20 protein-coding genes, 1 pseudogene and 1 riboswitch are annotated in these 22,568 nt (G+C 66.2%); of the genes and pseudogenes, 4 read left to right on the forward strand and 17 right to left on the reverse strand.

Going from position 1 to position 22,568, the window contains the following annotated elements:
- Positions 1-7 precede the first annotated feature (7 nt).
- The 5 genes from C1H84_RS17175 to C1H84_RS17195 all read right to left on the reverse strand — a co-directional run bounded on the left by C1H84_RS17175 (position 8) and on the right by C1H84_RS17195 (position 5,571).
- Entirely contained in the window at positions 8-1,213 is a 1,206-nt protein-coding gene (locus C1H84_RS17175) for an acyl-CoA dehydrogenase family protein (RefSeq protein WP_181728192.1), read from the reverse strand.
- A 51-nt stretch (positions 1,214-1,264) separates the two neighbouring features.
- Positions 1,265-1,355, reverse strand: a riboswitch (SAM riboswitch).
- A gap of 192 nt (positions 1,356-1,547) precedes the next feature.
- The gene (locus tag C1H84_RS17180) at positions 1,548-2,381 is read right to left on the reverse strand and encodes an alpha/beta fold hydrolase (protein WP_113608112.1); all 834 of its coding nucleotides are present in this window, start codon (positions 2,379-2,381) and stop codon (positions 1,548-1,550) included.
- A 108-nt stretch (positions 2,382-2,489) separates the two neighbouring features.
- Positions 2,490-3,656, reverse strand: a complete 1,167-nt coding sequence (locus C1H84_RS17185; RefSeq protein WP_047120378.1) for a glycerate kinase — start codon at positions 3,654-3,656, stop codon at positions 2,490-2,492.
- 9 nt (positions 3,657-3,665) lie between these two features.
- Entirely contained in the window at positions 3,666-4,742 is a 1,077-nt protein-coding gene (locus tag C1H84_RS17190; RefSeq protein WP_181728193.1) for a sugar diacid recognition domain-containing protein, read from the reverse strand.
- A gap of 640 nt (positions 4,743-5,382) precedes the next feature.
- On the reverse strand, positions 5,383-5,571 hold the full coding sequence (locus tag C1H84_RS17195) for a hypothetical protein (RefSeq protein ID WP_047120380.1): 189 nt from the start codon (positions 5,569-5,571) through the stop codon (positions 5,383-5,385).
- A gap of 94 nt (positions 5,572-5,665) precedes the next feature.
- Between C1H84_RS17195 and C1H84_RS17200 the strand changes: the two genes are divergently transcribed.
- Entirely contained in the window at positions 5,666-7,150 is a 1,485-nt protein-coding gene (locus tag C1H84_RS17200; protein WP_053799046.1) for a SulP family inorganic anion transporter, read from the forward strand.
- Here C1H84_RS17200 and C1H84_RS17205 read toward each other — a convergent pair.
- Positions 7,147-8,169: a GGDEF domain-containing protein gene (locus C1H84_RS17205; RefSeq protein WP_181728194.1), complete on the reverse strand. Its 1,023-nt coding sequence runs from the start codon at positions 8,167-8,169 to the stop codon at positions 7,147-7,149. The genes C1H84_RS17200 and C1H84_RS17205 overlap by 4 nt on opposite strands.
- 140 nt (positions 8,170-8,309) lie before the next feature.
- Here C1H84_RS17205 and C1H84_RS17210 point away from each other — a divergent pair, with 140 nt between their 5' ends.
- The gene (locus C1H84_RS17210; RefSeq protein WP_181728195.1) at positions 8,310-9,005 is read left to right on the forward strand and encodes an EAL domain-containing protein; all 696 of its coding nucleotides are present in this window, start codon (positions 8,310-8,312) and stop codon (positions 9,003-9,005) included.
- On the opposite strand, the gene C1H84_RS17215 is transcribed toward C1H84_RS17210, so the two are convergent.
- From C1H84_RS17215 to C1H84_RS17230, 4 genes are all read right to left on the reverse strand, one after another.
- On the reverse strand, positions 8,967-9,188 hold the full coding sequence (locus tag C1H84_RS17215; protein WP_244910938.1) for a hypothetical protein: 222 nt from the start codon (positions 9,186-9,188) through the stop codon (positions 8,967-8,969). The two genes, C1H84_RS17210 and C1H84_RS17215, sit on opposite strands and share 39 nt — an antisense overlap.
- Positions 9,189-9,190: 2 nt before the next feature.
- On the reverse strand, positions 9,191-10,621 hold the full coding sequence (locus C1H84_RS17220; protein WP_047120383.1) for a glycosyltransferase family 2 protein: 1,431 nt from the start codon (positions 10,619-10,621) through the stop codon (positions 9,191-9,193).
- A gap of 123 nt (positions 10,622-10,744) precedes the next feature.
- Positions 10,745-12,361 (reverse strand): AMP-binding protein, encoded by a 1,617-nt coding sequence (locus C1H84_RS17225; protein WP_113608116.1) that lies wholly within the window; start codon positions 12,359-12,361, stop codon positions 10,745-10,747.
- A 151-nt stretch (positions 12,362-12,512) separates the two neighbouring features.
- Positions 12,513-12,854, reverse strand: coding sequence for a DUF1801 domain-containing protein (locus tag C1H84_RS17230; RefSeq protein WP_244910939.1), 342 nt, complete (start codon positions 12,852-12,854; stop codon positions 12,513-12,515).
- Between the two features lie 294 nt (positions 12,855-13,148).
- Between C1H84_RS17230 and C1H84_RS17235 the strand changes: the two genes are divergently transcribed.
- Both C1H84_RS17235 and C1H84_RS17240 read left to right on the forward strand, forming a co-directional pair.
- A complete protein-coding gene (locus C1H84_RS17235) occupies positions 13,149-14,537 on the forward strand; it encodes an MFS transporter (RefSeq protein ID WP_425323575.1) in 1,389 nt (462 codons plus the stop codon).
- Positions 14,538-14,552: 15 nt separating this feature from the next.
- Complete coding sequence (locus C1H84_RS17240; protein WP_113608117.1) at positions 14,553-14,969, forward strand: DUF1801 domain-containing protein; 417 nt, start codon at positions 14,553-14,555, stop codon at positions 14,967-14,969.
- Here the strand turns inward: C1H84_RS17240 and C1H84_RS17245 are convergent.
- The 7 genes and pseudogenes from C1H84_RS17245 to C1H84_RS17275 form a co-directional block, all read right to left on the reverse strand.
- Positions 14,966-16,075 (reverse strand): hypothetical protein, encoded by a 1,110-nt coding sequence (locus C1H84_RS17245; RefSeq protein ID WP_113608118.1) that lies wholly within the window; start codon positions 16,073-16,075, stop codon positions 14,966-14,968. The two genes, C1H84_RS17240 and C1H84_RS17245, sit on opposite strands and share 4 nt — an antisense overlap.
- A gap of 73 nt (positions 16,076-16,148) precedes the next feature.
- Positions 16,149-17,009 carry a formyltetrahydrofolate deformylase gene (gene purU, locus C1H84_RS17250; protein ID WP_047120388.1) on the reverse strand — a complete coding sequence of 287 codons (861 nt, stop codon included), beginning with the start codon at positions 17,007-17,009 and terminating at the stop codon, positions 16,149-16,151.
- Between the two features lie 339 nt (positions 17,010-17,348).
- Complete coding sequence (locus tag C1H84_RS17255; RefSeq protein WP_047120389.1) at positions 17,349-17,960, reverse strand: sarcosine oxidase subunit gamma; 612 nt, start codon at positions 17,958-17,960, stop codon at positions 17,349-17,351.
- Complete coding sequence (locus C1H84_RS17260) at positions 17,953-20,856, reverse strand: sarcosine oxidase subunit alpha (RefSeq protein ID WP_113608119.1); 2,904 nt, start codon at positions 20,854-20,856, stop codon at positions 17,953-17,955. The genes C1H84_RS17255 and C1H84_RS17260 overlap by 8 nt, the downstream gene beginning before the upstream one ends.
- On the reverse strand, positions 20,853-21,149 hold the full coding sequence (locus C1H84_RS17265; RefSeq protein ID WP_047120391.1) for a sarcosine oxidase subunit delta: 297 nt from the start codon (positions 21,147-21,149) through the stop codon (positions 20,853-20,855). Before C1H84_RS17265 ends, C1H84_RS17260 begins: the two co-directional genes overlap by 4 nt.
- A gap of 11 nt (positions 21,150-21,160) precedes the next feature.
- Positions 21,161-22,378, reverse strand: coding sequence for a sarcosine oxidase subunit beta family protein (locus tag C1H84_RS17270; RefSeq protein ID WP_047120392.1), 1,218 nt, complete (start codon positions 22,376-22,378; stop codon positions 21,161-21,163).
- 2 nt (positions 22,379-22,380) lie between these two features.
- Positions 22,381-22,568: pseudogene (locus tag C1H84_RS17275) on the reverse strand (serine hydroxymethyltransferase); the annotation flags it as partial.

Below are 22,568 nucleotides of genomic sequence, written 5' to 3' on the forward strand. Positions count from 1 at the left end.
CCAGTGTCTAGGTGTACAGCGAGAGCGGCTGCGATTCGCCGCGCAGGAAGTAGGCGCCGACCTCGATCTTCTTGTAGTCCACCGGGTCGTGCAGCGAGTGCGTGCGCACGTTGCGCCAGAACAGGTCAAGCCCGACGTCGCTCTTGGTGGAGGAGGATCCGGTGACCTCGAAGATGCGGTTGGCGACGTCCACGCCGGCCTCGCTGGCCACGACCTTCAGCTCCGCGATCGCCACCGCCAACTCGGCGCGCTGCGGCTGGCTGACTGCCCCGCCCAGCACCTGATCGAAGCGGCGGCCCAGCTTCTCCGCCAGCGCGGCCACCGCGGCAGTGCGGGCCTTCAGCTCCCCCACGGTGCGCTGGAAGACGACGTCCTGCGAATAGGTTTCGGCCTGCGAGAGGAACCAGGCGTTGGTGCGCCCCAGCAGGATCTGCCGGCCCCGCGCCAGCGCGCCCTCCGCGATGCCCAGGTAGAAGTTCGCGAAGGCCAGCTGGATGCCCGGGGTGAGCAGGGTGGCCACCGGCTCGTCGGTGACCGGGCCCAGCACGTCGGACGGCTCGATGCGCACGTTGCGGTACACCAGCGAGTTCGAGGCGCTCAGCCGCTGGCCCAGATAGTCCCAGTCGTCGACGATGCGCAGTCCTTCGGCCTCGCGCGGGACCACGAAGGCCAGCAGCTCGCCGCTGCCTTCGACCTCCGCGTTGACGACGATGACCTCGCCCACCCCGGAGCCGGTGGAGAAGCGCTTGGCCCCGTTCAGCCGGTAGCCATCGCCCTCGCGGGTCAGCACCAGGTTCGGGTCCACCGGGTTGACCGAGTCGCCCCACAGCCAGCTTCCCTCCACGGTGCGCCGCCACCAGTCGGCCTGCGCCTCGGCCGGGGCGTAGAAGGCGATGCCCGACTGGTTGATGTAGTGGTAGGCCAGCAGCTGGGAGATCGACCCGTCGGCGGCGGCCAGGATGCGGATGACCTCGAAGGCAGTCTCGAAGTGCCCGCCGGCGCCGCCGAACTCGGCCGGGACCAGCAGCTCCAGCAACCCTGCCTCGCGCAGCAGCTGCACCTCGGCGAAGGGCTGCTTGTTGGCGCGGTCGCGGGCCAGCGCGTCGGCGGCCAGGGTGCCGGCAACCTGGCGGGCGACGGCGCGCCAGCGCTCCAGTTCGGCCTCGCTGGCGGTGCCGGTGTACGGGACGCGGGGCAATGCGGTGACGGTCATGATCGGGCTCCTTGGAATTGGACTTCCGAGGGATACCGGGACGCGGCCCGGGCTCCATCGAACCTGGCGTTAGCACTCCCTGCGGATTACAGGCTTGCTGCGGCGTCGCGGAGCCAGGTCTCTCAGCCGCTCTGGATGGTGTGCACCGATTCAAGCACGCCGCCGAAGCCTGAGGGAACCGCCCCGTCACGCGGCGGAACGCACCGCAAAACTGCGTCATATTGGGAGTTTGGAACCCGCGCCGGGCCCAGATCGCGAAGGCGCGCGGCAGCATCCAGCCGTCGCACGACGTCATATTGGCGCACGCAGTGCCCGGGCCCGGCGGGCCTTGCTGCTAGCGGGAGAGGAAGCCGAGCAGCAGGTCGTTGACCTCCTTGGCGTGGGTCCACAACAGCCCGTGCGGGGCGCCATCCACCTCGTGGTACTCGGCGGCGGGCAGCGCCTCGGCGAAGCGCCGGCCGGTGACGTCCACGGGCAGGATCCGGTCGGCGGTGCCGTGCACGATCAGCGCGGGCACGTCGATCTTCGGGATGTCGGCGCGGAAGTCGGTGGTCCAGGTGTACTGGGCCGCGACCGAGGCGTAGGGCGAGGCGGCATAGGCCAGGGCCTTGTTCGCGGCCAGCGCCTCTTCGCTCAGCCGGTTGCCCAGGAAGGTCTCGGTGTTGAAGAAGTTCTCGAAGAAGCTGCTGAAGAACGCGTAGCGGTCGGTTTTGGCGGCCTCGGCCATCGGGTCCAGCGCATCCTGCGGCACACCCTCGGGGTTGTCATCGGTCTGCAGGATGAACGGTTCCAGCGAGCCGAGGAAGGCGGCCTTCGCGACGCGGGCCGAGCCGTAGGTGGACAGGTAGCGGGCTACCTCGCCGGTGCCCATGGAGAAGCCCACCAGCACTGCGTCCTTCACGTCAAGCGTTTCCAGCAGCGTGTGCAGGTCGGCGGCGAAGGTGTCGTAGTCGTAGCCGACGGCCGCCTTGGAGCTCTTGCCGAAGCCGCGGCGGTCGTAGGTGATGACCCGGTAGCCGGCGCCGAGCAGCGCCGCGGTCTGCAGCTCCCAGGAGGATCCGTCCAGCGGGTAGCCGTGGATCAGCACCACCGGCTGCCCGGAGCCGTGGTCCTCGTAGTACAGCTCGATATCGGTGGTGTTCTCTTCTCCGACTTTCACGGTTGCCATGCTGGCCCTTTCTCCGACGAAGGGCGCGGCACTTGCCGCGCTGCCTCCCACGCTAGGCATCGGTCCTCGACGGTGGCAAGGGTTTTGCGCAAAGCGACAGCGAGCGCTTCAGCGCAGATAGGTCCGTGCGACGCTGAACGCGGTGCGCTCCAGCAGCTTCAGCGCGTCGGCGGACAACTCGGCCAAACTCGCCGGGCCCGGAGCGATCGAGTAGGCCGCGAGGATTCCGGCGTCGGCCAAAACCTGGTCTTCCAGGCTGACCGATCCGGCGATCACGATAACGTCTCCCCCGGCGGCCTGCAGTACCCCGGATACCACCTTGCCCTGCAGGGACTGCGAGTCCAGCCGGCCCTCGCCGGTGATGACCAGATCCGCGCCGCCCATGATGCGGTGGGCGTCCAGCACCCGGGCGACCAGCTCCCACCCGGGGACCAGGTCGACCGCGAAGTAGCTGCCCAGGCTGAAGGCCAGGCCTCCGGCGGCGCCCATGCCTTCTCGGTCGCGCAGCACCCGGCCGGTGGCGGTTTCCAGCACATCGGCCAGCCGGCCCAGCCCGGCGTCGAGGGTTGCGACATCCTTCAGGGAAGCACCCTTTTGCGGCCCGAAGATCGCTGCGGCGCCGTTCTCGCCCAATAGCGGGTTGGTGACATCGCAAGCGATCTGCCACACTACCCCGGCGGCGCGCGGATCCAGCCCGCTGACATCGATGCTGTGCAGCTCGTTCAACGGGCCGCCTCCCGATTGCAGCTGGTTGCCGTCGGCGTCGAGGAACTTGGCGCCCAGAGCGGAAAGCAAACCGGTGCCGCCGTCGGTGGTCGCGGAGCCGCCCAGGCAGAGGATGATTTGCTCGGCCCCGAGGTCCAGCGCCTTGGATACCAGCGCGCCGAGCCCGTAGGTGGTGGCCGACAGCGGCTGGCGCGGCGCATCGGCGACCTGCGGCAGGCCGGCTGCTTCGGCTGCTTCGACCACCGCGATCTTCCCGTCGGCAGACAGCCCCAGCCGTGATTGCACCGGTCTGCCTAAGGCATCAGCGGTTTGCACCGGAACCGGTTCGGTGCCCCACGCGTCGATCAGCGCTTCCAGGGTTCCCTCGCCTCCGTCGGCGAAGGGCACCGCGGTCACGGAGATTTCACGGCCCAGGCTGCCGGCACCTGCGAGGAATCCGGTCCTGATGGCTTCGGCGACCTCGCTGGCGCGAGCGCTGCCTTTGAAGGAATCCGGCACCACGGCGATTTGCAACCCAGTGGCCGGCGAAGAGTTCGGTGTTGAGGTCATGCATTAACCCTATGGAGATTCCTCCACAAGTCCTATAGGCCGAAGCCCATACTTCAGCTGCTTCGAATACTGGAATATGTGCATTTCGCCCAGCCGGACCCGGGCGTAGATGGAGCTGAGCAAGGCCATCAGCTCGCCGGGAACCCGCGGGTCGCTGCCGGTGACCTGCTTGATCCGGTCCATTCGTTGGATCAGCGTATTGCGGTGGACCGTGAGCCTTGCGATGGCTTCGGACTGCGTCGAACTGGCGGCCAGCGCCAGCAGCGTGAACGCATGCTCCGCACTGATCTGGGCCGTGCGCCGGGCCAGCGAACGGCAGTACGCTTCCGGTGCTCTGGCCGCCGACAGCGCCATGTCCTCGTTCCAGAGCTCGCGAAGTCCGGCAGCCGGAACCAGCGCGGGCACCGCGCCCAGGGTCCGCAGGTTCTCGGCGTCGACCAGAAGGTCGCTGGGCTGTGTCCGAGGGGGCCCGAGGATCGCGCGGGCAGAAGCAGGATCCTCGATTGGACCGGAGGACAGCACCCATCGGGCATTGTTAATCGTCAATGCTGCTTCGTACTGCTCAGGCCCGTCCTCGTCGAGCAGCAGGCTCAGCGACCATGGCGCGCTCAAGCCCAGCTGCTCGAGCTGCTCAGCCAAGGCTTCGTCGCTCGCGGATCCCGACACAAGTCCGGAGAGCATGTCACTAATCTGGGTGGCGCGCACCGTGCTTCGGACATGCTCCTCGTGCTGGGTAAGCAGCAGCTGCACGGTCAGCGAAATCAGCTGGGCCAGCGACGCAACCTCCTGCGGTGCCCCTGTCACCCCCACGACACCCTGCACGACGCCGTCCGCATAAAGTGGCACGTTGACGCCCGGCAGCTGCCCGGACACCGGGTCGGCCTGGGCGGTGACAATTGTGCGGTTCTCCGACAGGGCCCTGAGCGCATCCGGATGCGGGTTCCCCAACCGTTTAGGGTCGGACGAAGCGATGATGATCCCGCGCTCGTCCATGATGTTCAGCGGGTAGTCGACGCGCGGGGCGATGGTTTGGACAACACGCAGCGCCACCGTGTGGGTGAGTTTTCCTGTTGCCTTCTGCGCCATGCTTGGTAGTCTACCCACCATCTGACCACGCGTCTTTTGACAACGTGGAGGCTGAGCCAAGCTTCTGCACAGAGTCGGGCAGTAATGTCGTAGACACCTCCTTGAGGTGCGAGTGATGATCGTAAACTCCCGCCGGCTTCAGCCGGCGGGAGTTTTCACTTTCCTGCGTCCCATGGCTGATGCAGACTCTTTGCCTGCGCCGGGCTCGGGCAAAGCCGAGGCATAGCCTTGCTCCCTAAAATGGAAGTTACCTTCCTCAAAGGTGCGAGTGATGATGTAAGTCTGGCTCCGTTGCGCACGGCAACGGAGCCAGTATTTTTAAGAAACCTTCGAGCGCCGCATCACCGATGCGCCGGCATTCTCCAGATGGTGTCCAGGCCCGGCATAGGAACCGGAAGTGCAGTGAAGGTAACTCAAAAGGTGCGAGTGATGATCGAGAACCCTCCAACGAAATGATTTCGGTGGGGGTTTTGAGTTTAACGTCCGGCCAGCTGCGTGGACACCGCAGAAATGCTTAGCTAGCGGCTCGGAATTCCAAAGCTCCGGCACAGGGTGCATTCCTAGAATTGAAGTACCTCATAAAGGTGCGAGTGATGATCGTGAAGTTCCCGTTGGATTTCCTCCCAACGGGAACTTTTCTTTAACCGCCCTGGCCTTCGATATGCCAGCCTTTGCACTGTTCGCATGCGTAGGTGCCCAGCTGCTTGCCAGCTACCGTGGAATGCCTCAGCGCGGCCTTGAGTGCGATCGCGTTAGTGCGGTACCGCTGCTTCCCCGCGGCTTCACAGATATTGATGGTGCGTTTGGTGGGATCCTTCAATATGGCCATGGCAGTAATCTAACAGCCAAGCGCAGTGCTGGAACCTGCCGGGCAACTAGAATACATAGGTACGGAATTCGGCGAGCCAAAGAACAGGTCCACCATGGCAACGGCGGCATTGACCCCCTTAGAACGGCAGTCGGTGTGGCGAACCCTCAAGTCTCCCCGATTGCTGAAAACCGAGCTGCTCGCCGGGCTGGTGGTCTCGCTGGCGCTGATTCCGGAGGTCATCGCGTTCACCGTGATCGCCGGGGTGGATCCGCGGGTCGGCATTTTCGCCTCGTTCACCATGTCAGTTGTCATCGCCTTCACTGGCGGACGGCCGGCAATGATTACCGCGGCGGCTGGAGCGGTGGCCTTGGTGGTCGCTCCATTGGTGAGGACCCACGGCGTGGAGTACCTGTTCCCGGCCGTGATCCTGGCCGGAATCATCCAGATCCTGCTGGCCGCGCTGGGCGTGGCCAAGCTGCTGCGGTTCATACCGCGGCAGGTGATGATCGGCTTCGTGAACGGCCTGGCCATCTCGATCTTCCTGGCACAGATGCCCGAGCTGGTCGATGTGCCGTGGGCCGTGTATCCACTGGTGGCAGTCGGGATCGCGATCGTGTACCTGTTCCCGAAGCTGACCAACGCGGTTCCGGCGCCGCTGATCGCCATTGCGGTGCTCACGGCGGTGACGGTGTTCGCGAAGATCACGGTGCCCACGGTGGGCGACCAGGGCGAACTGCCCGAGTCGCTGCCGGTCTTCACGCTGCCCACTGTCCCGATCGACATGGAAACCCTGCGGATCATCGCGCCGTTCGCGGTGGCGGTGGCGTTCGTCGGCCTGCTGGAGTCGCTGCTGACGGCGAAGCTTGTCGACGACATCACCGACACGCCGTCGAACAAGACGCGCGAGTCCTGGGCGCAGGGGGCCGCCAACGTGGTGACCGGCTTCTTCGGCGGGATCTGCGGCTGTGCGATGATCGGCCAGACCATGATCGGGGTGAAGGTTTCCGGCGGGCGCACGCGCATTTCCACGCTGTTCGCGGGCGTGTTCATGCTGGTGCTGGCCGTGGCGTTCGGCGACGTGGTGGCGCAGATCCCCATGGCCGCGCTCGTCGCGGTGATGGTAGTGGTCTCCGCCGCGACTTTCAACTGGCACAGCATACGGCCTTCCACGCTGCGGATGATGCCCAAGAGCGAAACCTTCGTCATGCTCGTCACCGTGGTGCTGACCGTGGCGACCAGCAACCTGGCCATCGGGGTAGGCGCCGGCATCCTCACGGCGATGGTGCTGTTTGCCAACCGAGTGGCGCATTTCGTGACGGTCGACCGCAGGGTGGACGGGGACACCGCAATCTATACGGTGACCGGCGAACTGTTTTTCGCCTCGTCCAACGACCTGTACACGCAGTTCGACTACGCGCAGGATCCGCAGCAGGTAGTGATTGACCTAAGCGCCTCGCACGTGTGGGACGCCTCGACCGTGGCCGCGCTGGATTCCGTAGCCGCCAAGTACGCCGGCTACGGCAAGAGCGTCGAGGTCCGCGGGCTGAACGAGCCCAGCGCCAGGTTCCGCGACCGGCTCAGCGGCAACCTGGATTAGTCGCGCTGCTCCGCCCGCTCGCGCTTGGAGATATACATGGCGCGGTCCGCACGCAGGATGACCATGCTCAGGTTATCGTCCGGTTCCGCGGTGGCCACCCCAAAACTCCAGCTGTGCTCGGAGGATTCGTGGACGCGTTCCATGAGCTGCTGGGCCTGGTCGTATCCGGTCTGGGGCATCAGGAGCACGAATTCGTCGCCGCCCAGCCGGGTGATCACATCGTTCTTGCGGGTCGCGCGCTTCAAGTGCCGGACCAGCCCGCGCAGCACCTCGTCGCCGGCCGCGTGGCCGAACTGGTCGTTGATCTGCTTGAAGCCGTCCATGTCCACCAACGCGACGCTGACCGGCTGGTTCTGCCGGCGCCCCTGGGCCAGGGCGGCATCGCCCATCCGGCCCAGCGCCCGGCGGTTGTAGGCGCCGGTGAGCACGTCGATTTCCGTCTGCTGCTTGAATTTGCGTTTCACGAAGCTGCCGACAAACATGCCGACCACGGTGAAGAACACCAGGCTCAGGACGTTAAGCAGGCCGTTCTGGTGCTCGGTGCCCACCGCCGGGCCGAACAGCAGCGAATAGGTGAGGGTGAAGACGAGGATGGGATAAATGGTCATCCGGGAGATCACCGAAGGGAAGAGCCACGCCATGTACAGCGCGATCAGCGGGAACTCCTGGAGCCGGAAGACGAACTGCTCGTGGTCGACGGTGAAGCCCACAAAGTAGACGAAGGCCGTCAGTTCCGCCAAGGCGCCGAGGTAGGCGAGCCACAGCGGGAACGCGTCGCGCAGGATCACCACCAGCGTCACGACACCCAGGGCCCCGGCAAACCGCCCTACGGCCACTAGCTGCAGCGCTTCCGAAGGGAAGGTCCTGAACAGGTTCAGGCCGTAGAAGACGGACAGGAAGCAGGCGACGATGCCGGTCACCGCGATCTCCATACTGGTGATGGCGCGGACTCGCGCGGGAAGCAGCCTGGAGCGCCATGAAATACCCGTCTGACTTCGCCGCTCTACCTGTTTTTCCAAGCCCCGCCACCCCATTGTCTACAAATTGTTCAAAAACGGACCGCATCGGATCGGCCGGATGTGTAAAATCTGCTTCGGGCGTAAGCTCCGGCTGACCTTGGCCAGACGCAACGTACGGTCCCTCACCCGTTAGGCAAATAGTGAAGTTCGTTTTCCAGCCCCTCATTGATCTTCGAAACAAAACTCTACTGGGTTTCGAGGCACTGACCCGATTCGACGACGGCCGCGGCCCTCAAGAGCATTTCAGCGAAGCCCGCGCCGATGGCCGGATCGTCGAGCTGGAGCTGGAGGCCATAAAGGGAATCCTCGACGCCAGCCGCCGGCTGCCAGACGAGTACCTGGTCACGCTCAATGCCTCGGGCCCGACTATCGAGGCCTTCGCCGCTTCCGCGATGAAGCTTGATGGGCGGCTGGTCTGGGGGCTGGAGCTGAATGAGGAATCTGAGCCCTGCAGCTCCGGCCGCGCCCGGCAGTACGCCGATACCCTTGGCTGTCTGCTGCTGATCGACGACGCGGGCGTCGCCTACGCGAACCGCGAGCGCATCGAATGCCTGCATCCCGACATCGTGAAGCTGGATCGCAGCATGATCATCAACTACGAGTCCTCCGCCGAGGTACGCGGCATGGTCGCCAACCTGCTGGAGGCCGCCCGGGAGACCGGGGCCCGGACCCTGGCCGAGGGCGTCGAGACCCCGGAGCACATCGAGCTGGTCGACCGGCTGGGCTTCAGCTACGCCCAGGGGTTCTACTACAGCCGGGGCCTGCCCGCCGCGGAGCTTGCAGATGCCATGCGCGAGTTAAACCGGCGCGTCGGGATCGATACTCCGGGTTTCTGAGCGCCGCTCGCGCCCCTTGGAGCCGCCGAAGCGGATCGGCGGCAGGATCTTGGTGATGCCCAGGATCAGGTAGATCACCGTGTTGATCGCGACGAACGACGCCAGCACGCTGAACCACTGCGCGTAGAGCACCGACTCGGGAAGCAGTATGCCTCGCGGGACATGCATCGCTAATTCCATCATGACTAGGCTTCCTTTCGGGCCGGTGCGTGCTCGACGTGCTTCCAGTCGGCGCTCTTGGCAAATGCGATGTCCCAAACGCCCTTGAGGAACGCCAGGTCCAGGAAGGCGTCGTAGACCAGCTCCGGCAGCACCAGCGCCGCCAGGAGCCGGGCCTTCCAGCCGCCGCTCCAGGCGGTGACCACGCGTTCAACCGCGAAGACCAGGCCGAGCAGCATCCAGAACGGGAACCACACCCAGGTGTCCATGGAAACAAGCATCAGCACCATCAGGAAGAAGTAGCTGAACAGGGCGATGACCCCGTAGCCGATGCCGATCTGCTGCGACCAGTAGCGCACGGTCTGCGGGGTGACGCCGTAGGCGCCCAGGTTCTCCAGCGCCCCGCGCTGCCAGCGCAGGCGCTGCGCCCAGAGCATCTTCCAGTTGGGCATCAGCTCGGTGACCACGGTGCACTCGTTCGGGGAGGTGATCAGCGCGCCCAGGGACTTCAGCGCGATGGTCAGCTCATTGTCCTCGGTCAGCGCCGCGGTGTCGTAGACCTCGCCATGCTTGCCCGGGATCGTGGTGCCGCGGGCGGCGGCCACCTCGCGCAGCGCGGTGGCGCGGAAGACCGAGGCGGTCCCGGTGAGCACGAAAACGCGGCCGTCGCGGCGGGCGATCTCGCGCTGGTAGCGGGCGTATTCGTTGCGCTGGAACTGGCCCAGCACCCCGTGGCCCTCTTCGCCGTGGAACAGCCCGCCCACGGACATCAGCGCGCGGTCGGCGGTGAAGCGGTCGCGGGCGGTGGCCAGGAAGTCGGTGCCGATCTGGCTGTCGGCATCCATGACCATGACGCAGTCGTTGTCGCCCATGCCGGGCAGGATCTGCGCCAGCGCCTGGTTCAGCGCGCCACCCTTCTTGTGCTTGTTGTCCACGGATTCGAACACGTCGACGCCGTGCGCTCGGGCGACGTCCACGGTGCCGTCGGTGCAGTTGTCCGCGACCACCAGGATCCGGGCGGGCAGGAAGCTCTGCTGCTTCAGCGCGTTGATGGTGTGCCCCAGCGAGGTTTCCTCATTGTGCGCGGGAATCAGCACGGTGACGGTAACCGGCCCGGCGTACACGCCGCGGGTGCGGTCCATGATGCGCTTGGGCGCCAGCGGCCGGGAGGACTTCTGGATCGGGGTGCGGCGGTAGCGCAGGGTGACCACGCGTTCGCCGACCACGACGAACAGGATGAGGACCAGGGCGATGAGCACCGCGCCAATGAGGATCGACAGGTCGGGCAACTGGGTGCTGTAGAACGTGGACCAGATGCCGCCGAGCTGCACCTTGACCGGGTGCCACATCTGCGGAGTCGTCCCGCTGGCGCTCAGCACCCACCAGAGCAGCAGCGCTGCCAGCACGACGATGACGATGACGGCGATACCCACGAGGCGACCGAAATGCTTGTGCATAACTATCTTTCGGAAATAGGCAAAATATTCAGCTGTGGGACCCCAGCTAAAACCTATCCCATCACCTCGGAGTTCGTACAGGACTCGCCGTGCGGTGCACCCGGAATCCGCAGCTTTGCGCGCCTAGGAAAGACGAAGCTGCTGCGCGGCGTCCTCGCGCAACTGGTTCTTGCGGATCTTGCCGGTCACGGTGGTCGGGAATTCCTCCAGGATGCGCACGTAGGCGGGGATCTTGTAGTGCGCCAGATGCCCTTCGCAGTAGGCGCGAAGCTGCTCGACATCCAACGGTTCGCGCCCGGTTTTCATCCGGATGCAGGCGCAGATGGCCTCGCCGAATTTCGGGTCCGGCACTCCGATGACCGAGACGTCCTCGATGTCCGGGTGCTTGTAGAGGAATTCCTCGATCTCCGCCGGGTAGATGTTCTCCCCGCCGCGGATGACCATGTCCTTGATGCGCCCGACGATGGTGCAGTAGCCATCCTCGCGCATGACCGCCAGGTCCCCGGTGTGCATCCAGCCCTCGGCGTCGATGGCGGCGCGGGTTTTCTCATCGTCGTCCCAGTAGCCGAGCATCACGGAGTAGCCGCGGGTGCAGTATTCCCCGGTTTCGCCGCGTTCCAGAGTCTCGCCGCTCACCGGATCGATGACCTTGATTTCCACGTGCGGATGGACGCGGCCGATGGTGCTGGTGCGGTGCTCGAAGTCGTCGTCGCTGCGCGTCTGGCAGGAGACGGGGCTGGTCTCGGTCATGCCGTAGGCGATGGACACCGCGCTCATGCCCATGTCTTCCACGCAACGGCGCATGACCTGAACCGGGCAGATGGATCCGGCCATGATGCCGGTGCGCAGCAGCGAGAGGTCGTAGTCGGCGAAGTTCGGATGGTTCTGCATGGCGATGAACATGGTGGGTACCCCGTACAGGCCCGTGCACTGCTCCTCGGCGACCACCCTCAAGGTGGCTTCCGGGTCGAAGCCGGGCGCCGGAATGACCATGGCGGTGCCTCGGGCCACGCAGCCCAGATTTCCCATGACCATGCCGAAGCAGTGGTAGAAGGGCACCGGAATGCACAGCCGGTCTTCTTCGGTCAGGTCGATCATGCCGGTGACCTGGTGGCCGTTGTTCAGGATGTTGTGGTGGCTGAGCACCGCACCCTTGGGGTAGCCGGTGGTGCCGGAGGTGTACTGGATGTTGATGGCGTCCCCCGGTGAGGTGGCTGCCAGCCGCTCGGCGAGCGCCTGGTCCGTTACGGATTCTCCCTGCGCCAGCAGCTCGTCCCAGTCCCCGGTGTCCAGGTAGACCACGCGCTCTAGGCTCGGGGTGTCGGCCGCGGTGGCCTGCACCATGCCCCGGTAGTCGCTGGTCTTGAACTGAGTGAGCGTGATGAGCATGCGCATCCGGCTGTGGTTCACGGCATAGGCGTATTCGTGGGTGCGGTAGGCCGGGTTGACGTTGACCAGGATGACGCCGAGCTTGGCGGTGGCGAACTGGGTGAGCACCCATTCGGCGCAGTTCGGCGCCCAGATGCCCAGCCGGTCCCCCGCGTGCAGCCCGGCGGCGAGCAGCCCCTTGGCCAGGCGGTTGACGTCGGCGTCCAGTTCCGCCCAAGTCCAGCGCCGGCCGGCGGCGGCGTCGACAAGCGCCTCGCGCGCCCCGAAGCGGGAAGCGGTGTCCTGAAGCGTCGCGCCGATGGTCTTATCGAGCAGCGCTGGTTCGTTCTCGCCCTTGGCATAGGCCTTCATGCGTGTACTCCCTGGGTCTTCAGCGGATGGGCGGCAGCGGCGCCGTGGTGTCCGGCGTCACATTCCACACCCTAACGCGCGGCCCGTGTCCAGCCAAGCAGCGGCGGACCCTGTGCCTGTCCACCGACGCTTCCCGCCATCGGGGTCGGAGCTAGCCGGCCGCCTTGGCCACCAGCTCCCGGATGCGCTGCTCCGTGGCATCGTCCAGCGAGGTGAGCGTCCAGGCTACTGGGTGCATGTGTGCGCCCTGTTCGAAGGCGGGGTTCGCTACCTCGCCGAAGCCGAAGACCAGGTAGTCCTTGTCCGGCTTGATGTAGCAGACGTCCTCGCCGTCCTTGACATAGAACGGCAGGCCCCAGCGGAGAACGGGCTCCAGGCCGGGCGCGGTCTCGCGGATGATGGCGTGAAGGCGTTCGGCGATCCCGCGGTAGGGTTCCGGTGCCGAGGCGAGCTTGGCGAGGACCGCGTCGTCGCCCTTTTTACCGAAAATCATTGGCTGGCTCCTTCAGGTGGCCGGTGGATGTCCACGGGGCAGGCTTAGATGCGCCACGCCCCGCCTGCAATTCTAGGTCCTGCCTCCGGCGGCATGCAGAAGAATTTTTTTCGCGTCTGAATTCGCCGACAGCGGCCAACTGCCGCTTCCTTCCGTACAGGTCAGCACAGGATCAGACAGGTTGCGGCAACCGTTGGAGCAGGCAGGGATTCGCGCAGCGCCTGCTGACTCTGTGGGTGGGTGTCCGTATCCTTTTCACTACCGATATACGCTGCACCGACCCGAGGAATCGACATGAGCGAGATCCCGCAGGGAAGCGATGTTCATGATTCGAACCCGCAGGTTCCGGAGCATGGAATGCGCTCATTCCTGCATATCCTGATCAATACCGCCGTGGCCAACCTGACCACGAGCTACCTGTGGTTCGCGCTGACCTTCTGGGTGTACCTGGAAACCGAGAACGTCATGGCCACCGGCATCATCGGCGGTGCCTTCATGCTGCTGATTGCGCTGTTCTCCATGGTTTTCGGCACCATCGTGGACCAGCACCGCAAGAAAATCGTATTCGTCTTTTCCGCCGCCGTGACCGCGGTGATGTTCACGCTGGCGGGGCTGCTCTACCTGTGGCTGCCCACCGAGCGAATCCTGGACATCGACGGCTGGGAATTCTGGCTGTTCTGCATCGTGATCCTGCTCGGCGCCATCGTGGAGCAGATGCGGGGCATCGCGTTGTCCACCACGGTGACGCTGCTGATCCCGGTGGAACGGCACGCGAACGCCAACGGCCTGGTCGGCACCGTGCAGGGGCTGGCGTTCATCGTCACCAGCGTGTTCTCCGGGCTGTCGATCGGCTTGCTGGGCATGGGCTGGACGCTGGTTATCTCCATCGCGCTTGTGGTGCTGACGATGCTGCATCTGGTCACCATCTCCATCCCTGAGGACAAGCCGCAGGCCGACCCCGAGGTTTCGGGCGGGAAGACCGCGCACCTGCGGCTGGGCTTCACCACGGTGATGGCGATCCCGGGGCTACTGGCGCTGATCATCTTCTCGATGTTCAACAACCTGATCGGCGGCATCTACATGGCGCTGATGGATCCCTACGGGCTGACCGTGATGTCGGTGGAGGCCTGGGGCATCACCTTCGGTCTGGCCTCGACCGGCTTCATCGTCGGCGGCGCGCTGGTGGCGAAGTTCGGCTTGGGCAGGAATCCGATCCGCACGCTGCTGATCCTGGTCGCCTGCATGGGCTTCCTGGGCGCGGTCTTCACGGTGCGCGAATGGGTATGGCTGTATATCGCGGGCATCTGGCTGTACATGTGCCTGATTCCTGCCTGCGAGGCGGCCGAGCAGACAGTGATCCAGAAGGTCGTGCCGTTCCGGCGGCAGGGCCGCGTGTTCGGCTTCGCCCAGATGATGGAGGCTTCCGCGGCCCCGATCACCGCATTCCTGGTCGCCCCGCTGGCCCAGTACCTGATCATCCCGTTCATGAAAAGCGCCGAGGGCGACGCCGCCTTCGGCTGGCTGGTCGGGCAGGGGCAGGCGCGCGGGATCGCGCTGATCTTCCTGGTCGGCGGCCTGGTCATGATCCTGGCCGCGCTGCTGGCCATGACCACCGGGCAGTACCGCAAGCTGTCCGCCATCTTCCTTTCGGACGAGCCGACGCCGGCCGCCGAAGCCAGCTAGAACCAGGAGCCCGCCATGGCCAGTGCACCCAAGACCCAGCCCACCGATGCCAGCGTCGAGGAGTTCCTCGCCGCCGCCACCCCGGCCAAACGCCGGACCGACGGCGAGCAGCTGGCCCGGATCTTCGCCGAAACCACCGGGGCCGACCCGGTGATGTGGGGGCCGTCGATCGTGGGCTACGGCCAGTACCGGTATGTCTCCCCCGCCAATGCGCGCACCACCGGCATCTGGCCCAAAACCGGATTCTCGCCGCGCAAAACGGCGCTGTCCATCTACGGGCTCAAGGACCTGCCCGCAGGCGCAGCGCTGCTCCCGGAACTCGGCACGTATACCGAGGGAGCAGGCTGCGTCTACGTGAAGAAGCTGGATGACGTCGACGAGTCGGTGCTGCGCAGGCTCATCGCGATTGCGTTTTCACGCGGGGATGACTAGACGGCTTCCTCGAAGAAGGCTTCCACCTCGCTGATGCCGGCGGAGACCACCGGGACCAGGCGTTCGTCGATGCTGTAGGTTTCCCCGTCGCGCTGCAGCAGGCCGAAACCTGCCAGCGAGGCCATTGCCTCGGTGGCCTCTGGCAGCACCGAGTCGTAGATCTTCGCGCCGACATTGCGGCGCAGGCCTTCCAGGTCCCCGTCGCGTCCGGTGGACGCGGTGACCAGCAGGTTGCGCACCACCAGGTAGTGGGCTTCGTCGCGCAGGCTGGTGTCCATGGTCGGGTTCAGGTGCGCCTGCACGCAGGCGACGGCCATCTCGAAGAGCAGCTGGGCGCTGTCGGCCTGCTCGCCGTCCAGGAATTCGGCGAAGGCTTCCTCGTCGCGCACGATGCTGGTTTCGGTGGTGGTCACCACGGACATCATCGCCGCGTTCCAGATGTAGTTGAAGCGCAGCGGGGCCGGGGCGTCGGCTTCCACGGACTGCGCGTCGATGCCCATGGCCTCGAAGACCTGGGCCCGCGAGGAGCTGGCGGAATCGGTGAAGTCGTTGGTCGCGATGCCGTCGCCGATGGCCACCGCGAAGTTCTTCACGGCGTCGAAGAGCGGGGTGGCGCGCAGCAGGGCGCAGATTTCCGCATCGCCTTCAGCGAAGCCGTCCAGGGCGTCTTCCAGCATCTCGCGCACTTCCTCGAGATTATCCGCGCCGCCCTGCCACAGGCTGGTGTCCTCGGCGAAGCTGAAGAAGTCCAGCCAGGTGGAGAAGATCGGCTCGGGCGCCACGTTGTCCGGCAGGTTGACCAGGAAGTCGGCCAGGGCCTGGCCGAAGAGCTCCGGGTCCAGGTCGAACAGGTTGGAGCTGCGCGCGGTTTCGGCGTACTCCCCGCCGATGGTGCGGATGACGTCCAACTGGATCTCCGCGGCCTGGGCTGCGTCCGCCGGAGAGAAGGCAGGAACCTGGGCGGCGACCCAGGCGACGTACTGGCCGCGCAGCGCGTCAACCGACAGCTCGGCCTGGATCTTGTGCACGCTGCGGCCGCGCTGGGCCGCCTTGGCAGGGTTTCCTGCGCCGGAGTTCTTTTTGCCTTGACGCTTCTTGCTGGCCATGAGCCGTCCTTCGCTTGGGTGGAGGTTTGCCATTAAGCCTACGGGCAACGGCTGGCCTCCTGCGACCCGGATGCTAGCGCAGCACCACGGTGCGGTTGCCGTAGAGGAACACGCGCCCTTCGCAGTGCCAGCGCACCGCGTTGGACAGCGCCTTGCATTCCGAGTCGCGGCCGGCGGCCACCAGGTCCTGCGGGCCGTAGGTGTGGTCCACCTCCACCACCTGCTGGGCGATGATCGGGCCCTCGTCGAGTTCCGAATTCACGTAGTGCGCGGTGGCGCCCACCGTTTTCACGCCGCGTTCCCACGCCTGGTGGTAAGGCTTGGCGCCCTTGAAGGATGGCAGGAACGAATGGTGGATGTTGATGGTCTTTCCGGTCAGCTCGCTGGCCAAGTGGTCGGAGAGCACCTGCATGTAGCGGGCCAGCACCACCAGCTCGGCGCCGGTCTGATCGATCAGTTCAAGCAGCGCGGCCTCGGCCCGCGGCTTGGTGTCCTTGCTGATCGGGATGTGGTGGAAGCCGATTCCGTACCATTCCACCAGCGAGCGGTGGTCCGGGTGGTTGGAAGCAACCCCGACCACCTCGATGGGCAGGTCCCCCGAGTGCATGCGGAAAAGCAGGTCCTGCAGGCAGTGCTCGAACTTGGAGACCATGATCAGCACCTTGGTCTTCTGGCCGCGCTCGCGCAGCTGCCAGTCCATGTCGAATTTCGCGGCGACCTCGGAGAACTCGCTGCGCAGGGCGTCCAACAGATCCGGGGCGGAGTCGCCGGCGAAATCCACGCGCAGGAACAGGCGTCCGGCGCTCATGTCGTCGTACTGCTTGAGCTCCACGATGGTGCGCTGGTGCCGGACCAGGAAACCGGTCACCGCGTGCACGATGCCGATGCCTTCAGGGCACTGAAGGGTCAAGACGTGCCGAACCTGTTCGCTCATGATCCACTTCCATTCAGGTGTCTGGGGCGGAACACGCACTCGGGGCGTGCTCCGCGAAAAAGTTTGTGTCTGGTTTCTTCGCCCGGGGTGCTCCCAGGCTACTCCCCCTCGGCGGGCTGAACCGGTGAAGCCCCGGTGCCCGGCGGGAACCATCAACCCGCCGGGCAGGGACCGCTCAACGCTCCGCCGCCGGACCTCCCAATGCGGCGGCGAGGCGCAGCCCATCCCGGCTGAGCAACGCCGGCGCCGGTCGCCACCGACCGGTTCCCGGCACTGGACGTGGCGGGAACCGGTCGGGCCGCAAACCAGCCAGCGCCCGGAATGGAGGACTACGCCGCGCTAGGCGACCGGCTCCGAGGCGAATTCGCTCATCGCGTCGATCAGCCAGTGCACGGTGTGCTCGGTGAACGAGGCGCGCGGCAGGATGTACCAGGACTGCTCGCCGGTGCGCCACAGCAGCACCGGGATGTTCGCCAGCGTGGTGGTGATGGCGCGGTTGACGCCGAAGGCGCGCGGGTGCAGGTCCGCCGGGCAGCTCTTGCGCAGCACCAGCGGCGCGGCCGGTCCGGACAGTTCAAGCACACTGCGGTTGGCCGACAGGTCGACCACCTGGCCGGGCTCGTCCCCCAGCGCCGCAACCAGCTCTGCGGCAAGTTCCGCGCCTTCCGGCGCGATGGCCAGGAACTCGTCCGGTCCGAGCCAGAGCACCGCGGTGCCCTCCACGGAGCCTGCGACCTCCCCGACCTGCTGCGGCAGCCCGGTGCCGACGGCTTCTGCCAGCGCGGCGAATCCGCCGCTGCCAGGCACCGCGCGCACGCCGACCTGGGTGGCGAAGGCGATTTCCCGCAGCTGGACCGTGCCGGCGGTGGAGCCCTGGGCCATGGCTTCGGCCAGGTGCTCGGCCGGGGAACGGCGCACGGAGGTTGATTCAATCAGGGTGTTGCTAGCCATCGCGGCGGCTCCCTTCCGGGTCGAAAAGTACGAGATCGGAGACGAGGACATCGACCAGCTGGCCGTTGACCGGGGTCTTGAGCACTTCGCCGATGCGGCTGCGCCCGTTCTTAATCAGTGCCAGGCCGAAGGTGCGGCCCAGCGCCGGCGAGTTGTAGGAGCTGGTGACCCAGCCTTCCATCGGGGTGCAGCCCTCGGTTTCCACCGCGCCGTCGGCGACCAGGGCGGCGCCCTCGGCCAGCCGCAGCGCGGTGTCCACCGGCAGCACGGAGACCAGGTGCTTGCGATCCTCGCGCAGATTGTCTTCCCGCGAGAAGGAGCGCTTGCCCACGAAGTCCTTGAGCTTGGAGACCACCCATTCCATGCCGGCGTCCTGCGGGGTCACCGTGCCGTCGGTGTCCTGGCCGACGATGATGAATCCCTTTTCGGCGCGCAGCACGTGCATGGTTTCGGTGCCGTACGGCGTGATGTTGAATTCCTGCCCGGCGGCGTACACGTCTTCCCAGACGCGCAGGCCGTGCCAGGACGGGATCGCGATCTCGTAGGCCAGTTCGCCGGAGAAGGAGATGCGGCTGATGCGCGCCTCGATGCCCGAATCCAGGGTCACGTCCTGGAAGGACATGAACTTGAACGCGTCGTTGGAGACGTCCAGCCCGGTCACCAGCTTGGCCACCACATCGCGCGACCGCGGACCGACCACCGCCACGGTGGCCAGCTGCTCGGTCACCGAGGTGCAGGTGACATCCAGCTCCGGCCATTCGGTCTGCAGCCATTCCTCCAGCCAGTCCAGCACGCCGGCGGCGCCGCCGGTGGTGGTGTGCATCAGGAAGCGGTCCTCGGCCAGGCGCAGGGTCACGCCGTCGTCGAAGACCATGCCGTCGGCCTTGCACATCACGCCGTAGCGGGCCATGCCGACCTTCAGCTTGGTGTAGCCGTTGGTGTAGATGCGGTTCAGGAACTCGGCTGCATCCGCGCCGCGGATCTCGATCTTGCCCAGGGTGGTGGCGTCGAGCATGCCGACCGACTCGCGCACCGCTGCGCATTCGCGGTAGACCGCAGCGTCCATGTCCTCCCCGTCCTGCGGGTAGTACCAGGCACGCTTCCACTGGCCCACGTCCTCGAACTTCGCGCCCTGCGCCAGGTGCCAGGAGTGCATCGGGGTGATGCGCGCCGGGTCCAGCAGCTCACCGCGGGTCCGGCCGGCCAGGGCGGCGAAGGCGACCGGGGTGTACGGGGCGCGGAAGGTGGTGGTGCCGATCTCGGCCGGGTTCTCGATGCCCAGCACCGCGGCGATCACGCCGATGGCCGCGACGCCAGAGGTCTTGCCTTGGTCATTGGCGGTGGAGATCGAGGTGTACCGCTTGATATGCTCCACCGATTCCAGGCCTGCGCCGGTGGCACGCAGCACGTCGGAGACGGTCTGGTCGCGCTGCAGGTCGACGAAGTGGGTGGTGTAGTTCGTTGCCTGGTCGCCGTTCAGCGAGGGCACCAGCCAAACCGGGCGGGTTTCCCCGGCCGGCACCGGCAGCGCCTGCGGCACCTGGGCGATGCGCTCGAAGCCCGCGGCGGTGGCCGCCGCGGCCCCCACCGCGGCGCCGGTGGACAGCGCGCTGGCGGTGTCGAACAGGCCGGTCAGCGCGCCGGCCAGGTGCTGGTTGGCCACTGCCGCGTCAGGGACGAAGGCGTGGATCGAGGTGTCCCACACCAGCTTGCCCTGGCGCTGTGAGTGCAGGTGCACCACCGGGTTGAAGCCGCCGGCCACTGCCAGCACGTCGGCCTCGAAGCGCTGCGGCTCGCCCAGGTCGCGGTCCTCGCCCAGCTCGGCGACGATCACTGCCGACAGTTCGCCTGACTCGTTGGCTTCGGTGTCCACGACGACGGAGCCAGTGATGACACGAACCCCGGCGCCCACTGCTTCCGCCGCCGCGGCGGACACCGTGGTACGGGCATCGATGACGGCGACTACTCCACCGCTGGCGGCGAGGTCCGCAACCAGCGGGTAGGCGGAGTCGTTGGTGGTAGCCACGACGATCTGCGCCCCGGCGCGCACGCCGTAGCGGTTCAGGTAGCTGCGCACGGCGCCGGCGAGCATGATGCCCGGGCGGTCGTTGTTCTCGAACACGATCGGGCGCTCGTGGGCGCCGGTGGCCAGCACCACCTGGTTGGCGCGGATGTGCCAGATGCGTTCACGCGAGACGCCGGCGCCGGAAGGCCTATCCAGGTGCACGGTGCGACGCTGCACGGCGACCACGTAGTTCGCGTCGTAGGAGCCGAGCACTGTGGTGCGCTGCAGGTGGGTGGTTTCCTCGGCCGCTGCCAGCTCGGCGACGGTCGCATCGATCCACGCTGCGGCATCCTGGCCGTCGATCTGCTCGCCGGCGGCATCGCGCAGCGAGCCTCCGGCTTCGGCGCGCTCATCCAGCAGCAGCACACGGGCCCCGGAGCGGGACGCCTCGCGGGCGGCGGCCAGGCCGGCAGGGCCGGCGCCTACCACCAGCACATCGGTGTGCACGTGCACGTGGTCGTAGTAGGCCGGATCGGTGCTCGGGTCCAGCACGCCCAGGCCGCGCAGCAGCGTGGCGCTCAGGTTGGCGGTCACCGGAACGGTGGTGGCGGCGAGCATCGACTCGTTGATGTCCTGCTCGTGGCGGGCCTCCACGGTCACCAGGGCGTTGGGCTCCTCGACGCCGGCGGAGAAGATACCGCGCGGGCGGTCCAGGTACATCGAGTTGCCGCAGGCGCGCTGGCCGTTGGCGAGCATGGCGCTGGCTACGGTGTCGCCACGGAAGGCTTCCAGCTGCTTTCCGTCGACCGTCAGGACCAGGGCTTCTCCGCGGTCGATCCGGGCGGCCGGGGACTGCTCGGCCGGCAGCCGGTAGGACGTGTTCTGGCTCATCGGGATCCTCCCTGGGTGTTCAGTTCCGGACGCGGTTCCCCGGCCCGGTAGACGGCCTTGAATTCATAGGTTGCGGTATCGCGCAGGGCGTTGAACCACTTGCGGCATCCGCCGGAGTGGACCCAGCGTTCGGCGAAGATCCCCTTGGAGTTCTCGCGGTAGAACAGGTAGCGGGACCATTCCTTGTCGCTCAGGGCGTTCGGGTCCTCGGGGTAGGCCACATGGGCCTGGCCGCCGTAGGAGAATTCGGTTTCGTTGCGCGGCCCGCAGTTCGGGCATTCAATCAGCATCATGGTGGCTGCTCCTAGTGGGCCACGGCTGCTGCGCCGTGTTCGTCGATCAGGTGGCCGGTTTCAAAACGTTCCAGGCTGAACGGTGCGTTCAACGCGTGGGCCTCGTCGTTGGCAATGGTGTGCGCCAGGGTGAAACCGGCGCCCGGGGTTCCCTTGAAGCCGCCGGTACCCCAGCCGCAGTTGACGTAGAGGTTCTGGATCGGCGTCTTGGAAATGATTGGCGAGGCGTCCATGGTGGTGTCCACGATGCCGCCCCAGGTGCGCAGCACGTGCGCCCGGGCGAAGATCGGGAACAGCTCCACCGCGGCGGCCATCTGTTCCTCGATCACGTGGAACGCGCCGCGCTGGCCATAGCCGTTGTAGCTGTCGATGCCCGCGCCCATGACCAGTTCGCCCTTGTGGGCCTGGGAGACGTAGACGTGGATGTGGTTGGACATGACCACCGTCGGGTGGACCGGTTCGAACAGCTCGGAGACCAGGGCCTGCAGCGGGTGGGACTGGATGGGCAGTTCGAAGCCCGCCAGTTCCGCCAGCACCGAGGAGTGCCCGGCACCGGCCAGGGCGACCTTGCCGGCGTGGATGGTGCCGCGCGTGGTCTTCACGCCGGTGACCTTCTCGCCGTCCTTCAGGAAGCCGGTGACTTCGCAGTTCTGGATGATGTCCACGCCCATTTCGTTGGCCTTGCGGGCGAAGGCCCAGGCCACGTGGTCGTGCTTGGCGATGCCGGCGCGCGGCTGGTAGGTGGCGCCCATGACCGGGTAGCGGATGTCGTCGCCGATGTTGATGATCGGGCAGACTTCCTTGACCTGTTCCGGGGTGAGCCACTCGGCGTCGACTCCGTTGAACTTGTTGGCCTCCACGCGGCGCACTGATTCGCGCACATCTCCCAGGGTGTGGGCGAGGTTCAGCACGCCGCGCTGGGAGAACAGGAAGTCGTAGTCCAGTTCCTCGGGCAGCTGCTCCCACAGCTTCAGGGACTTCTCGTAAATGCCCGCGGATTCGTCCCACAGGTAGTTCGAGCGGATGATGGTGGTGTTGCGGGCCATGTTCCCGCCGGCCAGCCAGCCCTTTTCCAGGACGGCGACGTTGGTGATGCCGTGGTTCTTGGCCAGGTAGTAGGCGGTGGCCAGGCCATGGCCGCCGCCGCCGACGATGACGACATCATAGGACTTCTTCGGCTCCGGGTTGGCCCAGAGGAATTCCGGGTGCTCAGGCAGCAAATCAGCCATGGCTATTCTCCGATCTTTTTCAGGTTTGGGTACAGTGGGTGGGCTGCGGCCAGCTCCAGAACCCGGGCCTTCAACTCCGGCAACACCCCGGTGTTGCCTTCGGCCCCGGCAATCAGGGTCTGCGCGATGATCTCCGCAACCTCGGCAAACGCCTCCTCGGAGAACCCGCGGGTCGCCAACGCCGGGGTGC

The organism is Glutamicibacter soli (genome assembly GCF_003309065.1).
In the GTDB taxonomy this organism is placed as follows: domain Bacteria; phylum Actinomycetota; class Actinomycetes; order Actinomycetales; family Micrococcaceae; genus Glutamicibacter; species Glutamicibacter soli.